Source organism: Hafnia psychrotolerans (genome assembly GCF_014639435.1).
Taxonomy (GTDB): Bacteria; Pseudomonadota; Gammaproteobacteria; order Enterobacterales; family Enterobacteriaceae; genus Ewingella; species Ewingella psychrotolerans.
In genome coordinates this window covers 1-16256 of the sequence record NZ_BMFZ01000014.1, presented here as the reverse complement: position 1 = coordinate 16256, position 16256 = coordinate 1, and the positions used below count along the sequence as shown (strand labels likewise).

7 protein-coding genes and 2 pseudogenes are annotated in these 16256 nt (G+C 57.5%); 5 read left to right on the top strand and 4 right to left on the bottom strand.

Translation table 11 applies throughout. The annotated features are described in order from the left end of the window. Positions 1 to 55 precede the first annotated feature (55 nt). The gene (locus IEV89_RS19730) at positions 56 to 10993 is read left to right on the top strand and encodes a hemagglutinin repeat-containing protein (protein ID WP_229746541.1); all 10938 of its coding nucleotides are present in this window, start codon (positions 56 to 58) and stop codon (positions 10991 to 10993) included. Between the two features lie 183 nt (positions 10994 to 11176). Here the strand turns inward: IEV89_RS19730 and IEV89_RS22090 are convergent. Next, positions 11177 to 11281 (bottom strand): annotated as a pseudogene (locus tag IEV89_RS22090) (SymE family type I addiction module toxin); the annotation flags it as partial. A 237-nt stretch (positions 11282 to 11518) separates the two neighbouring features. Here IEV89_RS22090 and IEV89_RS21825 point away from each other — a divergent pair. Continuing rightward, positions 11519 to 13099, top strand: coding sequence for a VENN motif pre-toxin domain-containing protein (locus tag IEV89_RS21825; RefSeq protein WP_229746540.1), 1581 nt, complete (start codon positions 11519 to 11521; stop codon positions 13097 to 13099). A 2-nt stretch (positions 13100 to 13101) separates the two neighbouring features. Further along, positions 13102 to 13410, top strand: a complete 309-nt coding sequence (locus tag IEV89_RS19720; protein WP_188475225.1) for a hypothetical protein — start codon at positions 13102 to 13104, stop codon at positions 13408 to 13410. Between the two features lie 51 nt (positions 13411 to 13461). On the opposite strand, the gene IEV89_RS19715 is transcribed toward IEV89_RS19720, so the two are convergent. Both IEV89_RS19715 and IEV89_RS19710 read right to left on the bottom strand, forming a co-directional pair. Beyond that, a complete protein-coding gene (locus IEV89_RS19715) occupies positions 13462 to 13788 on the bottom strand; it encodes a SymE family type I addiction module toxin (protein ID WP_188475224.1) in 327 nt (108 codons plus the stop codon). Continuing rightward, positions 13785 to 13970 (bottom strand): annotated as a pseudogene (locus IEV89_RS19710) (SymE family type I addiction module toxin). Before IEV89_RS19710 ends, IEV89_RS19715 begins: the two are co-directional and overlap by 4 nt. A 260-nt stretch (positions 13971 to 14230) precedes the next feature. Between IEV89_RS19710 and IEV89_RS19705 the strand changes: the two are divergent. Both IEV89_RS19705 and IEV89_RS19700 read left to right on the top strand, forming a co-directional pair. Continuing rightward, on the top strand, positions 14231 to 15544 hold the full coding sequence (locus tag IEV89_RS19705; RefSeq protein ID WP_188475223.1) for a VENN motif pre-toxin domain-containing protein: 1314 nt from the start codon (positions 14231 to 14233) through the stop codon (positions 15542 to 15544). A 1-nt stretch (position 15545) separates the two neighbouring features. Continuing rightward, on the top strand, positions 15546 to 16010 hold the full coding sequence (locus tag IEV89_RS19700) for a PM0498 family protein (RefSeq protein WP_144417054.1): 465 nt from the start codon (positions 15546 to 15548) through the stop codon (positions 16008 to 16010). A gap of 137 nt (positions 16011 to 16147) precedes the next feature. Here the strand turns inward: IEV89_RS19700 and IEV89_RS19695 are convergent. After that, positions 16148 to 16256, bottom strand: a 109-nt coding sequence (locus IEV89_RS19695; protein WP_188471404.1) for an integrase core domain-containing protein, incomplete at its 5' end; no start/stop codon positions are given.

Sequence of the window (16256 nt, the reverse complement as noted above, 5' to 3'; positions counted from 1 at the left end):
CGCCCTCTTTATTGATACTGACAGAACGGACTGACTTTTCTCAAGGAAGAACCCCATGAACAAACATTGCTACCGCCTGATATTTAGCCGTACCCACGGGGAACTGCGGGTCGTGTCCGAACTGGCCCGCAGCTGCAGCACCGAACCCGGCCAGCACCGCGGTACCGGCCTCACGGGAGGGGATCGTTTATGGGTGACCCTGCGGCGTGCGGTGTGGCTGCTGGGGCTGGCTTTGTTTGCCGGGCCGGTCATGGCCAACAGCATTGTGGCGGACGGCAGCGCCGCGCCCGGCCAGCGGCCGGAGGTGATCGCCACCCAGAACGGATTGCCGCAGGTCAACATTACCGCCCCTAATCCGTCCGGGGTATCGCACAACCAGTATCAGCAGTTCGACGTCGAGCAAAAAGGCGCCATCCTCAACAACTCGGCGGTGATGACGTCCACCCAGATGGCCGGGATGATCCAGGGCAACCCCCATCTCAATCCCAATGCAGCACCGGCGCGGGTTATCCTCAACGAAGTGAACAGCAATAATCCCAGCCAGCTGCGGGGCTTTCTGGAAGTGGCCGGCGGCAAGGCACAGGTGATTGTGGCTAACCCTGCAGGCATTGTGTGCAACGGCTGCGGCACCATCAACGCCGGACGCATGACGCTGACCACCGGCAAGCCGCAGATCAACGCCGACGGCAGCGTGGCGGGATACCAGGTTGAGCGCGGCGTGGTGCGCATTGAAGGTGGCGGACTCAACGGAGACGTCCGTCATGATACCGAGTACGTCGACATCCTCGCCCGTGCGGTCGAGGTCAACGCCGGCGTCTGGGCCAAAGAGGGCGTGTCGGTGGTCGCCGGCCGCAACCGTATAAGTGCGGACGGAAAAACCGTGGCGCCGCTCTCTGATGACGGCAGCGCTAAACCCCAGTTGGCGATAGACATGGGCCAGATGGGCGGCATGTACAGCGGCAGTATTCGCATGATAGGCACCGAAGCCGGCGTGGGCGTGCGCAATCAGAACGCGCAGGTTCAGGCGGGTAAGACGCTGACCGTAAGCAGCGAGGGCAAGCTCAGCTGGCAGTCGGATGCGCAAAATGCCGTCACGCAGGCCGGCGGCGATATCAGCCTCGCGGCCAGAGACGCTGTCGACTATCAGGGTAAATTACACGGCGGCGGCCAACTCTCCGTGCAGAGCCGCGAGGCCACGCTGACGCAGACAGGCACCCTGGCTGCGGCGGGTGATGTGCACCTCAGCGCCGCCCGCGGCATAGAGAGCAGCGGGCATCTGCTGGCGGGCAGCGATGCCAACAGCCAGATTGTACGCGATGCCAGCCTGCGCCTGGAAAGCCAGGGCGATATTCGTGCGAGCGGCAGCCTGCTCAGTAAAAAAGAGGTTGATGTGAGCGGACGCCGGATCGATATCAGTGGCGCGAACGTCGCAGCCAGCCGTGCCGGGCTGAGCGCACGGGAAGGCGGCGTGGCGCTGCGGCAGTCCGCCATCGACAGCGAACAGCTTGCCATTAACACCGCTGGTGATATTGATGCGCGGCAGGCTCAGGTTAAAGCAGGCCGCTGGGAAGTCGATGCCAGTGACCTGTTCAATCAGCAGGCCGCCTGGTCCCAAACGGAAAGTGCCGAGAGTCGTTTCACGCTGACGGGACGGCTTGACAACAGCGGCGGCACCATAGAAAGCCGCCAGCTCAGTTTCAACGCAGCGGCGCTGACCAACCGACGCGGCCGCCTGTTTGCACTTGATAACGTGGCGCAGCAGTGGCGGGTCGGTGGCCTGCTCGACAATGCGGGCGGCGAGATGGGCAGCAACGGCGACCTGCGGCTTGACGCAGGCAGCCTGGACAATCAGGACGGTACGGTAAAAACGCAGGCGGCGCTGACGGTGCAGACCTCCGGCGCGGTCAACAACGCGGGAGGTGACCTGCTGGCCGGCAACGCCCTGACGCTCAGCGCGGGCGGTGACGTCAGCAATCAGTCCGGCACCCTGAGCGGCGGCCGGCTCACCCTGACGGCCGGGCATCTGGATAATACCCAGGGGCAGGTCATCAGCCAGAGCGACCTCGGCCTGACCACAGACCGGCTGGACAACCAGCGCGGCCTTATAGGGGCGGGCAAAGGTCTGGACATTCGCACCGGTGACCTGAACAACCAGGGCGGCACGGCGCAGGGCGAAACCTCACTGACGGCGGTGGCGAATACAGTCAACAACGACGACGGCAAGCTGCTGTCCGGCCAGCAGTTAACCCTCAATGCCGCAGGGCACGCCTCTAACCGCGGTGGCGAAATCAGCGGCACGGCGCTGACGGTAAGCGCTGACGGCCTCGATAATACGCAGGGCAAGGTGATTGGCCAACAGACCTTAGACCTGCGTGCCCGCCAGGGGCTGGACAATGCCCGGGGACTCATTGGCGCAGGTAAAACGCTGGCGGTTCACACCAACGGCGACCTGAATAACCGCGGCGGCACGCTCACCGCAACGGGGCAGACTACCGTGACCGCCCGGGACGTGCGCAACGACGCGGGCAAACTGCTGGGCGGTGAGCAGCTCACCCTCACCGCGGCGGGTGTGCTCGCAAACGGAGAGGGCGAAATCAGCGGTGAGTCGCTGACGCTGACGACCGGCAGTCTGGATAACACGCTGGGTAAGGTCGTCGCCCAAAACGATGCAACCCTGACGTCGCAGCAGGGGCTGAACAATGCCCGCGGCTGGCTTGAGGCCGGTCATGTCCTCTCGCTAAACGCCGGGGGCGACTGGGATAACCGTGGCGGTACCGCACAAGGTGGCCAACAGGTGACCGCCGCCGCACGCACCCTCGATAATACCGGCGGCCAGTTGCAGTCCGGCGGCGACCTGACCTATGACAGTGCAGGAGATATCCTTAACCGCCAGGGCAAACTGACCGCGCAGCAGGCCCTCGTCGTCAACACAGGCACGACCAGCCTGTTTGACAATGACGGCGGATCGCTGCAAAGCGGCGGAGCCCTGTCCCTCCACACCGGGCGACTGACCAACCGTCAATCGGGGCTGGTTTTCAGCCAAAACACGCTGTCCCTCAGCCTCGCGGGAGAATGGAACAACCAGGGCGGCAGGTTTACCGGCAACGGCAGCACGTGGGTGCGCGCTGCAAACCTGCTAAATGCTCAGGGGGCTATCAACGCGCTGGATAGTCTGGACATGCAGTTCACCGGGACGCTGGATAACGGACAGGGACGCATTTTCAGTCAATTATCTCAGAGGCTTGAGGCGCAGGATATGGTCAACGCGCAGGGCTGGATGGGCAGCCAGGGCCGCTGGCAGGCCATCAGCGGCGGCTTTGACAATACTGAAGGCAGTGTACAGAGCCTGCAGGCCGCACAACTTGCGGCGGACTGGCTGGGCAACGCTAAAGGCGTGGTGCAGTCGGCGGCGGATCTGGTACTGCGCGTTGCGCAGGATGTCGATAACCGCGCTGGCAAGGTTTCAGCGCAAGGGCTGCTTGCCGTGCAGGGCACGACTGAAAGCGCCGTCGCAGGCTCGATAAACAACGCCGGCGGCCAGTGGCTGGCCGGTGAGGCACTGAACATTGCCGCCCTGAGCCTCAACAATACCCAGAGCGGCCAGCTGTACAGTCAAAAGCAACTACGCCTGAATCTGAACGGCGGGCTGGATAACCATAGCGGCAAGCTACAGAGCGGCGAAGCCTTGTCGCTCGACGCACAGGCGCTGAACAATGCCGGTGGGACGATAGACGCCCAGCAGGCGCTTACGCTGCGCATTCTCAACCTGCTTGACAATACTGACGGTGCGGTACGCAGCAATGGTGAACAGCAGGTGACGGCGGGCAACATCAATAACCGACAGGGCGTGTTCAGCAGCCGCGGCGGCATTGCCCTGTCGACCTCGCAGTTGGACAACACTCGCGGCACGCTCATCAGTCAGGGGGCGGGCAGCTATCACATCGACCGGCTTAACAATCCGCAGGGCAAGGTTCACAGCGGTGCATCGCTGACGCTTGACGCCACACAGGTGAACAATCAGGGCGGCCAACTGGTCGCCACGCAGGGGCTGAAGATCAACGCTGGCGCGCTCGACAACAGCGGTCAGGGAACGCTCAGCAGCCAGGCGTCGCTTGACGTACAAACCGACCGCCTGAATAACCGCGACGGCGGCCTGATATTGGGCACCACGCACACCAGCATTACCGCGCGCGACATCGACAACACGGCAGGCCGGTTGCAAAGCGCCGCCACCCTCACCCTCGCGGCGGTCTCACAGTTAGACAACCGCCAGGGTCATATTCTGGCTAATGGCAATCTCGATATCAACGCCGAACTGTCACCGACCGACTCACCGCTCGCCCTGCTCAATCAGAGCGGACGGCTGGAGAGTGCCGGTGCCCTGACCCTGCATACGCGCACCCTGGAAAACCAACAGGGTACCCTGCTGGGCCTGCAGGCGCTGACGCTGACCGCGCAGCAGGATCACACCCACAGCGCGGGCGAAACCCTCAGCAGCAACGGCACGGTCACCTTCTCCCTGAGCGGTGTCTTTAACAACCTCGCGGACTGGTTGCTGCCGGGCAACCTGGTGCTCAATGCGGCCAGCATTACTAATCCGGCCACCCTGGTGGGCAAAACGCTGCAGCTGACGACCGAAGCCTTGCAAAATACCGGACGTATTGAGGCTGACAGGATAACGCTCAACGTCGATACCCTGGACAACGCCACCGCGCTGATGGGTGACGATATCACCGTGCTCGGGCGCATCATTAACAACCACGGAGCGCCGGCGGTGATGGCGGCGACTCAGAGCCTTCAGCTTACAGCCGGTGAACGCCTGAGCAACCGCGACGGCGCCCTACTCTACAGTGGCAACCGTCTGTCTCTTCGCAGCGGTGACCTGATTGAGAACCGGGCGAGCTTTATTGAAGCGGACGGCGACCTCACCGTCGAGGCCCGCCGGCTGGACAACCTGCGCGAAGGGCTTGAGATACAGCGCGATGCACAAAAGAGCGACTATAAGTGGCATCGCTACAACTATTACTGGCGCTCTTACGGCGAAGGCGTCAATACCGATGTCAGCACCATAGCGCCGACCACTCAACAACTGACATTCCGTGATGCAGCAGCCGCAGAGAGCAACCCGTATGGTACGTTGCTGAACATTGACGCTGCGGCTAAACGGGCACAAGTGCGAGTGAAAGACAATACAGGGCAACTGATCAACCTGTGGATCAACTACCTTGCGCTCAAACCCAACACTGACGGCAGTTATGCCATGACATTTTACGACGTGCGCGGGTGGAATCAGGACGTTATCCCAACGCCTTATCAAAACTCCTTCCGCCGGGAACATGATATCGGGCAAGCCGTTGTGTGGGATCCCGTGAAATTTCTGGATATTGCCACCGCCCCCTTTGTGAGTGACTACAACACCCTGCGCGAGCGCACAGTGACCGGTACGGTGACGGCAGACAAACTGATCTCCGAAGGACTCGGGGCACGTATTCTGGCTGGGGGCAATATGGTGCTGCGCATCACCGGTCAGTTGTTCAATGACGCCAGCGTCATCACGGCGAACGGCGACCTAACGCAGGACGGCGGTGGCAGCGTGGACAACCGGGGTTACTCGATCAATGAGCGGCGCCAGGAGTTCATTGTCGACCACTACGACAGGGGCGAGTCGCACTGGTATCCGACGTTCAACCATGACGAAACCACAGCGCTGGCGACCATTGACGGCATTATTACCGGCAACGGCAACGTCACCATCAGCGGAGCCAGCATCACCAACACGACGGTAAATCAGGCGCAAATCAGCCGGCTGGAGGCCGCGCTGAACGCCGTGGATGCCGAGCGCGCCGAACTTGAGCGAAATCCGCTGGCCTTCACGGTGGAAGGCGCTGGTCACCAGGGCGGCGACATGTCGCTGGCTCCGGGGAGTCAGCTTACACCGTCCGGCGTCAACTCAACATCGCCGCTGGGACGGCCGCTGCTGCCTTCTGAGCTGGCGCTGACCCAGATGCAACACCTGGGCAGCGTGGCGACCAGCGTCCCTAACAACGGCCTGTTTGCTCAGCATACGGCGGCAGGCAGCCCGTTCCTGGTGGTCACCGATGAACGCTTTACCAGCCGTAATAAGTTTATCAGCAGCGATTATCTGCTCGACCGAGTGGGTTATGACCCGGCGCAGGCGCACAAACGCCTGGGCGACGGTTTTTACGAGCAGCGCCTGGTGCGTGAACAGGTGCTGGCACTTACCGGTAAACCGTCCGTCAGGGGGGAAGATGCGATGGCGCAGTACCAGCAACTGATGAGCAATGGTGCTAAGGTCGCGCAGGACTTCCATCTGGTGCCCGGTGTGGCCCTGACGCCTGAACAGATTGCCGCGCTGGGGCAGGACATCGTCTGGCTGGTCAGTGAGACGGTGCAAACGGCCGACGGTCCGCAAACCGTGTGGGTGCCGAAGGTCTATCTGGCGCAGACCACGCTGCGCCTGACCGGTGATGGCGCGGTGATTGGCGGCGGCAATCTGCAACTCTCGGCGGGCAGCATTACCAATGCCGGCAACCTGTTTGCCGACAAGGCCCTCGCCGTCGATGCCGGGCAGTTCCTGCACCAGAGCGGTGACATCAAGGCCGGCAGTATTGACGTGCAGGCCGACACCCTGTCGATGAGCACCAATCTGCAGGACGCTCTGCGCCAGGCGACGATGAGCGCGGGCGACATCAGCCTGCGCGGCACCGACATTCGGCTTACGGGCGCGAAGTTGGACGCCACCGACACCCTCAGCCTGAGCGCGCGCAACGACCTGACCATTACCACGGCCAAAAGCACCCACACCGCTGATCTCGAGGTCATCTCGGGCTCGATGGGCAACCGCACCCGCGCCGGGATGGAGGACGCAGGCAAGCGCATGGCACAGGTCAGCGGCGAATGGCAGCAGGCGCTGAGCAGCACGTTGACCGCCGGTAGCGACCTCAGCCTGTCGGCCGGGCGGGACGTGGCGCTCATGGGAAGCCAGGCCCAGGCAGGTGGCAAGCTGGGCGTGCAGGCCGGGGGCGATATCAACATCAAGGCCGACACCACCACCAATACGTCGCATCTTGAGGCCGACAGCCGCACCTCGTCTGTCAGCAACCACCGCGAGGAAGAGCGCCTGACGCTCAGCACCCTCGGCGGTGACCAGGGTGTCACCCTGGTGGCGGGCAATCAGCTGTTGGCCGAAGGAGCACAAGTTGACAGCAAAGAAGGTCGCATTGGCGTCAGTGCGCAGGACGTGACCATCACTGACGCGCGCACTCACACCCTCGCTCAGGACAGCGAAAACAAACGTGAGGGCAAAACGCGCAGCCATCGCGAAGAGGAAAGCGCGCGCGAAGCCAGCACGGGCAGCACCTTCAGCGGTCAACAGGGTGTGACGGTCATTGGACGTGAGGACGACGTGACAGTCACCGGCAGTACGCTGCACAGCGAACAAGGGGCCATCGCGCTGCAGGCGAAAAAAGATGTCCTGCTCAACACCGCCACCGAAAGTGAATCCCAATACCGTGAAGAGCGCTCGCAGAAAAAAGGCTTCCTGAATAAAAGCAGCAGCCACACCGTGACCGATGATCGCATCACGCGCGAGAAAGGCACCCTACTCAGCGGGGAAAGTGTCAGCGTCACTGCCGGTAACGACCTGACGCTGAAAGGGTCGGCGATTGCCGCCGACCGGGATGTCAACCTGCAGGCTGGCCACAACGTCGATATCGGTGCAGCCACCGAAACCAAGTCCCACTACCTGCTGGAAGAGAAGAAAAAAAGCGGCCTGCTAAGCAGCGGTGGCATCGGCTTCACAATAGGCAAACAGTCGAGTAAACACGAAGTCGACGAGAAAGGCACCACCCAGAGCCAGAGCGTCAGCACCGTCGGGAGTAACCAGGGCAACGTCAGTATCACGGCGGGCAACCAGCTGCACATCGGTGGCGCCGACCTGATAGCGGGCAAGGACCTTAATCTTACCGGCGACAGCGTGACCATTGACCCGGGCTACGACCAGCGCACCCGGACAGAAACCTTCGAGCAGAAGCAGAGCGGCCTGAGCGTGGCGCTGTCGGGTACCGTGGGCAGCGCACTCAACACCGCGGTCAGCTCGGCGCAGCAGGCCAGAAAAGAAAGTGACAGCCGGCTGGGTGCTCTGCAAAACACCAAGGCGGCGTTGTCCGGCGTGCAGGCTGCGCAGGCCTATGCCCGTGATAACGCCCTGACCGAAGCGGCGGATGCAAAAAACGCCGCCGCCGGTTTGAGCCCGGACAACCCGGATGCCGCGAAAGGGGCCACCAACACCGTGGGCATCAGTGCATCCTACGGCAGCCAGTCGTCGAAGAGCGAAACCCGCACTGACAGCCGCCAGTCGCAAGGCAGCACGCTTACGGCCGGGCAAAATCTGTCGGTAACGGCCACCGGTAAACGCAACACCGCAGAGAGTGGCAATATCGCGATATCCGGCAGCCAACTTAAAGCGGGCAAAGACCTGGCGCTTGATGCCGCGCGGGACATTACCCTGCAGTCTGCGCAAAACACCGAAAGTACGGTCAGCAAAAACGAGAGCCGCGGCGGTAACATCGGCGTGGGGATCGGCGTCGGCTCGGGTGGGTACGGCATCAGCGTCTCGGCCAGCGTCAACGCGGGCAAGGGATATGAGAACGGCAACGGCCTGACCCATACCGAAACTACCCTCGATGCAGGCAGCCATCTCAGCATGACCAGCGGCCGCGACACGACCCTGAAAGGGGCGCAGGCCAGCGGGGAAAAAGTCACCGTGGATGTGGGACGCAACCTGACGCTTGAAAGCGAACAGGACAGCGACCGTTATGATGCCAAACAGCAGAACGCCAGCGCAGGCGGCAGCTTCACCTTCGGCTCGATGACCGGCTCGGCCAACGTGAGCGTCAGCCAGGACAAGCTCAGGAGCAACTTCGACAGCGTCAAAGAGCAGACCGGGCTGTTTGCGGGCAAAGGCGGGTATGACGTCACGGTCAAAGACCACACCCAGCTTGATGGCGCCGTCATTGCGAGCACCGCGGATAAAGAGCACAACCGCCTCGATACCGGCACGCTGGGCTGGACGGACATCCACAACCAGGCGGACTACAACGCGACGCACAGCGGCGGCAGCTTCAGCACAGGCGGACCTGTGGGCAAGGACCTGCTGACCAACATGGCCGGCGGCATGCTGTCGGGTGCCAACAACAGCGGACATGCCGAAGGCACGACAAAAGCCGGTGTCAGCGAGGGCACGTTGATAGTCCGCGACACCGACAAACAGCAACAGGACATCACCCAGCTTAACCGGGATACCGAGCATGCCAATGCCGGCAGCATCAGCCCGATATTCAACAAGGAGAAGGAGCAGAACCGGCTCAAACAGGCGCAGCTTATCGGGGAAATCGGTAGTCAGGCGATGGACGTCATCCGCACACAGGGCGAAATCGCCGGGCTGAAGGCCCAGACAGACCCGGGCGCACTGTCGCAGGCCCGGGAGCAGTTGACCAAAGACGGCAAACCGGCCAGCAACGCAGACGTCATGCAGCGTGCATATAATAATGCCAGGCAGCAATACGGCACCGGCAGCGACCTACAGAAGGCCGCGCAGGCGGTGACAGGCACACTGACGGCGCTGGCTGGCAACAACCTGGCGGGGGCGCTGGCGAGTGGCGCGTCACCGTATCTGGCGACAGAAATCAAGAAGCTGACCACCACCGACGGTCAGGTGAATGTTGCGGCCAACGCCATGGCGCACGCGGTGCTGGGTGCGGTGACCGCACAGTTGAATAACCAGTCGGCCATAGCCGGTGGGCTGGGCGCTGGCGGCGGCGAACTGGCAGCACGCTATATAGCCGGCCAGCTGTTCCCGGATAAGAAACCGGAACAACTGAGCGAAAGCGAGAAACAGCAGGTAAGCGCGCTGAGCCAGCTGGCCTCAGGACTTGCTGGCGGCCTGGCAACGGGCGATGCCGGCGGTGCAGTGATCGCGGCTCAGGCGGGTAAGAATACAGTAGAGAATAACTATCTGAGCGCAGATCAAACGACATCTTGGCTTGAAAAATACAAGGCCGCTTCTTCCGATGATGCACGAAAACGTCTGATTGACGTCGCAAATAAAGCAGATAAAGATCAACAGCAAAAAGCTATCGATACAAAAATATCGAAGGATTACCTTATTCAGCAACAAGATGATCTTATCAGGCTGATTCAGTCACCGAATTGCGATGCAGATTGTCAAAAATTAGCTAAGTACAGTATCAATCAACTCAGCCCTATAATTAAAAATTATGATGAACTACAACAGGGGAATAATATTCCCCGTGCTGCAATCGCGACAATAACACTTGCGATCCCAGTATTGAGTAAAGCGGTAGCTCCAGTTATTGGGGAATGGTTGGGTAGCCAAACCATAGCCAACCGTGTAATAGGTGCAGGAACGAGTGGAGCCGCAAATATGGGAATGCAGGGTTATAATATTTATAATGATCCTAATGAAAGTTTCAGTTGGGCAGGCTTTGGTACATCAATTATTACAGGTGGGGTGACTGCTGGCATGGGATACAAGCCATCAGTAGTAATTAATACAGCAGGGGCCGGTTTTTCCAGCGTTGTTGACGGGAAATCCCCTTGGGTTCCTATGGGAGGAGCCTTCGCGGGTTCTACAGTGGGTTACTGGGGAGCAGGTAAAATTACTCCTTATGCAGAAAAGCAATTTAATCCTTGGTCAAATGGATTTAAAGAAAAATACAATCTGAATATTCCATCTATATCGGCACCGCCAGTAGCATCTCCATTGCCAAGTATTATTGGTGGTGGTACAGGTGCAATTGGTTCGGAAATGACAAACAAATATGTTGATAACAAAAGCAAGGAAATATCCAGTGAGGTGAAAAATGAAAATGTTGAAGTATTTTTCTTTTTTAACTTTAATGTTTTCATTGCTAATAATGTTTTTCTTATTTGGATTGAAGGTGTTTGTTGAAGTGGTTTTTTATTTTAAAACAGACTCTTTCTCGATAAAACAGCAGGATGTTACTGAAATAATTTTTCTTGGCTTGATAATTGGTATTTTTTTTAGTTGTGTTGTTTGTTTAGTACAATATATACAACACAAAAATCACTGAACAAAGATCTCGGCCAGCTCGCCGGGATCTTTGTTCAGCCGTTACTTGCACCATCCGTCACGGCGCTTGAACACCGGCGCATCGCCGGTATCGTTCAGCGCCCCCGGGAAATCCTTCAGCCACAGAGCCACCTTCTTGCGGTTGATGTGAGGCGAACTCAGTGCTCATACTGTCCGGCACGGCATACCTTCGGCGCCGGGTAATACACAGGTGGATGCAAATGTCGCTGACCAAGATGCCATTGGCAGTAGTCTCTTTTTGGCAGCACGGCAACGACAGACAAGAACCGTCTCGACACCGGCACCCTGGGCTGGAGCGATATTCACAACCAGGCCGATTACAAGGCCGAGCACAGCGGCGGCTCGCTGAGCACCGGTGGACCGGTGGGCAAGGACCTGCTGACCAACACGGCGGGCGGCATGCTGTCGAGGGCGAACAACAGCGGCCATGCACAAGGAACGACCAAAGCCGGCGTCAGCGAGGGGACGTTGATAGTCCGGGATACGGACAAGCAACAGCAGGAAGTCACCGCGCTTAACCGGGATACTGACCACGCCAACGACGGCAGCATCAGCCCGATATTTAATAAAGAGAAGGAGCAGAACCGGCTCAAACAGGCGCAGCTTATCGGGGAAATCGGCAGTCAGGCGATGGATGTCATCCGCACCCAGGGCGAAATCGCCGGGCTGAAGGCCCAGACAGACCCGGGCGCGCTGTCGCAGGCCCGGGAGCAGTTGACCAAAGACGGCAAACCGGCCAGCGACGCAGACGTCATGCAGCGCGCATATAATAATGCCATGCAGCAGTACGGCACCGGCAGCGACCTACAGAAGGCGGCGCAGGCGGTGACTGGCACACTGACGGCGCTGGCGAGTGGCGCGTCACCGTATCTGGCGACAGAAATCAAGAAGCTGACCACCACCGACGGTCAGGTGAATGTTGCGGCCAACGCGATGGCGCACGCGGTGCTGGGTGCGGTGACCGCGCAGTTGAATAACCAGTCGGCCGTAGCCGGTGGGCTGGGCGCTGGCGGCGGCGAACTGGCGGCACGCTACATTGCCGGCCAGCTGTTCCCCGACAAGACTGCAGACCAGCTGAGCGAAAGCGAGAAACAGCAAGTAAGCGCGCTGAGCCAGCTGGCCGCAGGACTTGCTGGCGGCCTGACGACGGGCGATACTGGCGGTGCAGTGACCGCGGCTCAGGCGGGTAAGAATGCGGTTGAGAATAACTTGCTGGGTGGAAATGAAGAGACCCAGACCAAGTTCGTACAGGAGCATGGCAAGAATATAGCGTCCTGTGCAGACAATCCGGATTCAGCGTCGTGCCAGAAAGGGCTGGCGATGAATGATGCGCTGATGGTTGCGCTTCCGGCTGGTCTTGGTGGCGGCATTCTTGCTGCCGCCACGCCTGAAATCGCAGCGGCAGCAAAAGCAGCGATACAGGGCTGTGCGGGTAATGTGGTGCTGTGTCTGAATAATGCTGGTATCCAGATGTCGGAAGTCATCGTGCCGGGCGGTGTTGGCGCTGGCGGTGCGGTCGGTATCGGCAAGACAGCTGCAGAGGCGACGGCGGCGAAAGCTGAAGCGGTGGCGGCCAATACCGCGAAGGAAGTCTGGAAAGGCTCGATCGTTCAGTCCAGGGTCAACCTCAGAAATGGTGATAGCTCGACAGGTTCAGGGCTAGAATATGCCTGGAAGAAACACGGCGGTGAGTGGGGCTCTAATAAGTCACACTTCACGGTGACGAAGGATGAACTGAAGACGATCTTGCAATCAGATACTGTAGTGAAGACATCTGTCCAATATTCTAAAACAACAGGAAATTATATGCGCTTTGTTGATGTAGGGCATCCAATTGGTATTGATGCTAAAAGCGGAGGAGTTCCTACGTCGATAATGACGGTAATAACGGATAAACAAGGAAACCTAGTTAATACGTTCCCTGGCAGAACGGGGGTTAACTAATTATGTTTACGATTGTATTATGGGATGTTGAAAAATATCAACAAGTTAAGTTGATAGAAAACTATGCTGATAATGAGGTTTTTTTAGCCCAATCGGATCAAGATAAATATCCGCTTTTATCACAGCTAACATATTGTGATGAAGAATTATTTAGCAATGATGAGTTAATTGGATTATCAAGTGAAATTAATGAGTTAAAGATGGAAAGTGTTGATACAGAAATCTCGGCATATCTTGAGAGTGTCGAAAATATGATCGCCGAGGCTATTAGCACGCATAAAAGTATTTTAATAACACCTTTTGTTGATTGAGTTTAACCCCGGCTGAGACCGGGGTTACTGTCTTTAAGCTCTAAATCCTCCCTATTCCCGCCGCCGCAACCGAATAACACCGAGTGCGGCGGTGATCTCCAACTGTTCCGCGTCAGTGATCCCGGACTCGATAAGCCAGTCGCCGCCGATGATCAACTCGCCGTTATCCCTCACCCAATCCGCCCCCAAATCTTGCCGGTCTTGGCTGGCCGCGCAGACGGCTTCCCATGTGACTTCATCGGTGACGGTGGTGATCCACAGGCCATCGGGCCTGAGTGTGAGCTGAAAGGGTGCGCCGGATATAAAACCCAGCCGGGTGAGGGCGTCGCCGTTAATCGTCAGTTCCGGTATTGGTTCGGGGGTAAAGGTGATGTTCATGCGGTGCCCTCCGTGGCCGGTGCGATGCGGATGATCAACTGCCCCGGTTCGGTGAGCACCTCGATCCGCTTGCCCGGTGGTGAAGCCCAACTGTTCCAGCCATCTTCCCCTAATCATCAGTGCGGGCTGGGGTTCGGCATGCCGCCCTTGGGGCGATAACTAACGGGCCTAGTGCACAGCAATTGTTTCTTAGCTAGTCAAAGCATTTAATCGAACGTGCCACGACGGATATCACAATGATAAAACAACGAGTTATGAATTTTTTAAGATCCCTTTATACTACTGATTTTGTCATTCTTGCTCTTTAACATCGTGAGGCAAACTCAGTGCTCATACTGTCCGGCACGGCATACCTTCGGCGCTGGGTAATAGACAGGTGGATGAAAATGTCGCTGACCAAGATGCCATTGGCAGTAGTCTCTTTTGAATCGGCAGTCAGGCGATGGACGTCATCCGCACCCAGGGCGAAATCGCCGGGCTGAAGGCCCAGACAGACCCGGGCGCACTGTCGCAGGCCCGGGAGCAACTAACCAAAGATGGCAAACCGGCCAGCGACGCAGATGTCATGCAGCGTGCATATAATAATGCCATGCAGCAATACGGCACCGGCAGCGACCTACAGAAGGCCGCGCAGGCGGTGACAGGCACACTGACGGCGCTGGCGGGCAACAACCTGGCCGGGGCGCTGGCGAGCGGCGCGTCACCGTATCTGGCGACAGAAATCAAGAAGCTGACCACCACCGACGGTCAGGTGAATGTCGCGGCCAACGCGATAGCGCACGCGGTACTGGGTGCGGTGACCGCACAGTTGAATAACCAGTCGGCCGTAGCCGGTGGGCTGGGCGCTGGCGGCGGCGAACTGGCAGCACGCTATATAGCCAGCCAGCTGTTCCCCGACAAGACCGCAGACCAGCTGAACGAAAGCGAGAAACAGCAGGTAAGCGCGCTGAGCCAACTGGCCTCAGGACTTGCTGGCGGCCTGGCGACGGGCGATGCTGGTGGTGCAGTGACCGCGGCACAGACGGGTAAGAATGCGGTGGAGAATAACTTCCTCAGCGTAACCCAGCTTGATAACTTTGCTCAGAAAGCTAGGACGTGTGAAGGTGCAGCCTGTCAGCAAGTGATTCAGGACATGGTAGATACCAACCTAAAACAGCAGAAGGAAATGCTGGAGTTCTGTAGCAGTCAGCCTGATCAATGTGGGAATAAGTATGGTTATCTGGTTGATCAGTGGGATGTGTTCGATCAAGCCATCAAGCAGTTGGACACTGACGGCAAGTTACCTAACGAGTTCAAGAACTACCTGTCAGCAGTGTACAGCTCAAGTATGGAAGCCGAAGGGACGGTTGCCAATTTAGGGTGGCAACAGAAGTTCGAAGCGCTTGGACTGGACAAGGATACAGCGGCAGCGATGGCGGCTACTGTGCCTGCAATGATTAATGCCAAGGGCGGGAAATCAGGAGCAAATTATACTTTAAATAAAAATGGACAAATGCTTGGTGCAAATGGAGTAAGAGTAGATAGCAAAACCATTTGGAAAGGAAAGGGACAAGAACGTATAGATGTGGAAAACCCAGCACCAGGAAAAAGAACTGGGCAGCTACATTACCAAGATAATAAAGGTAATAAGTATTATTATGATCCCATAACTCAAAGTTTTCCTGATGCTCCAAAAAGTGTAAATGCTCAGTTGAAAAATTCAGCTTTTAAAAATGCTGTAGAGAAAGGCATGTCTAAGTATTTGGGGGAACAGTAATTTGTTAACTAATAGCTTAATGAATATACAACTTGCCAAATTAACATCTGATGATTTTGTTGATTTGGAGTTGCCAGAAAAACTTAATGAAATAATAGGGTTAGGATTTTTAGAAGAACAAGGTAGCTTTTTGTCCAAGCGATTGATGGATTATTGTACGTCCGTGCAGCGCTCAAGTTTTGATGATGAAATTGCTTATGAATGTTTTGTGAATTCTTTTCATATGGAGGACTATGTAGATAGATCACATCTTGCATACTCCATCGTTTTCTCTAATGAATTGATAAGAAAGTGGAAGTTATTTAGAAGCTCGGCGCTAAATGTAATCATTGCGTTAGACGATGAAACTTTTTTACCAAAAATAAAATTTCACGCTAAAAGGGATGGTGCAGAGTGGTTGATGGAGAATGAATTAGAGTCTTATATTCAACCAATCCTTATTACTACAGAAGAAATTCATATTTGAATTGATTTTATTCCATAAGTAGTCGTAATCCTTGAATAAGATCCCGGCCTTGTGCCGGGATCTTTGTTTTTACGCCCTAAAAACGTCCACTTCTCGCCGCTGCAATCGGATCACTCCGGGTGTAGTCCCTCCGGTTTTTAGTACCACCGCCAATGAGGATCTCCGGCCAGTTTTTGCCTCGCATAGATAACGGGTGGCATATCACCGAGTGAGCTATGCGGACGTTCTTCGTTATATTCTGCGCGC

Bases quoted from the DNA above. Each gene is read 5' to 3' on its own strand.
- IEV89_RS19730 (WP_229746541.1), top strand. From the start codon at position 56: ATGAACAAACATTGCTACCGCCTGATATTTAGCCGTACCCACGGGGAA.
- IEV89_RS19720 (WP_188475225.1), top strand. From the start codon at position 13,102: ATGTTTACGATTGTATTATGGGATGTTGAAAAATATCAACAAGTTAAG.
- IEV89_RS19715 (WP_188475224.1), bottom strand. From the start codon at position 13,788: ATGAACATCACCTTTACCCCCGAACCAATACCGGAACTGACGATTAAC.
- IEV89_RS19705 (WP_188475223.1), top strand. From the start codon at position 14,231: ATGGACGTCATCCGCACCCAGGGCGAAATCGCCGGGCTGAAGGCCCAG.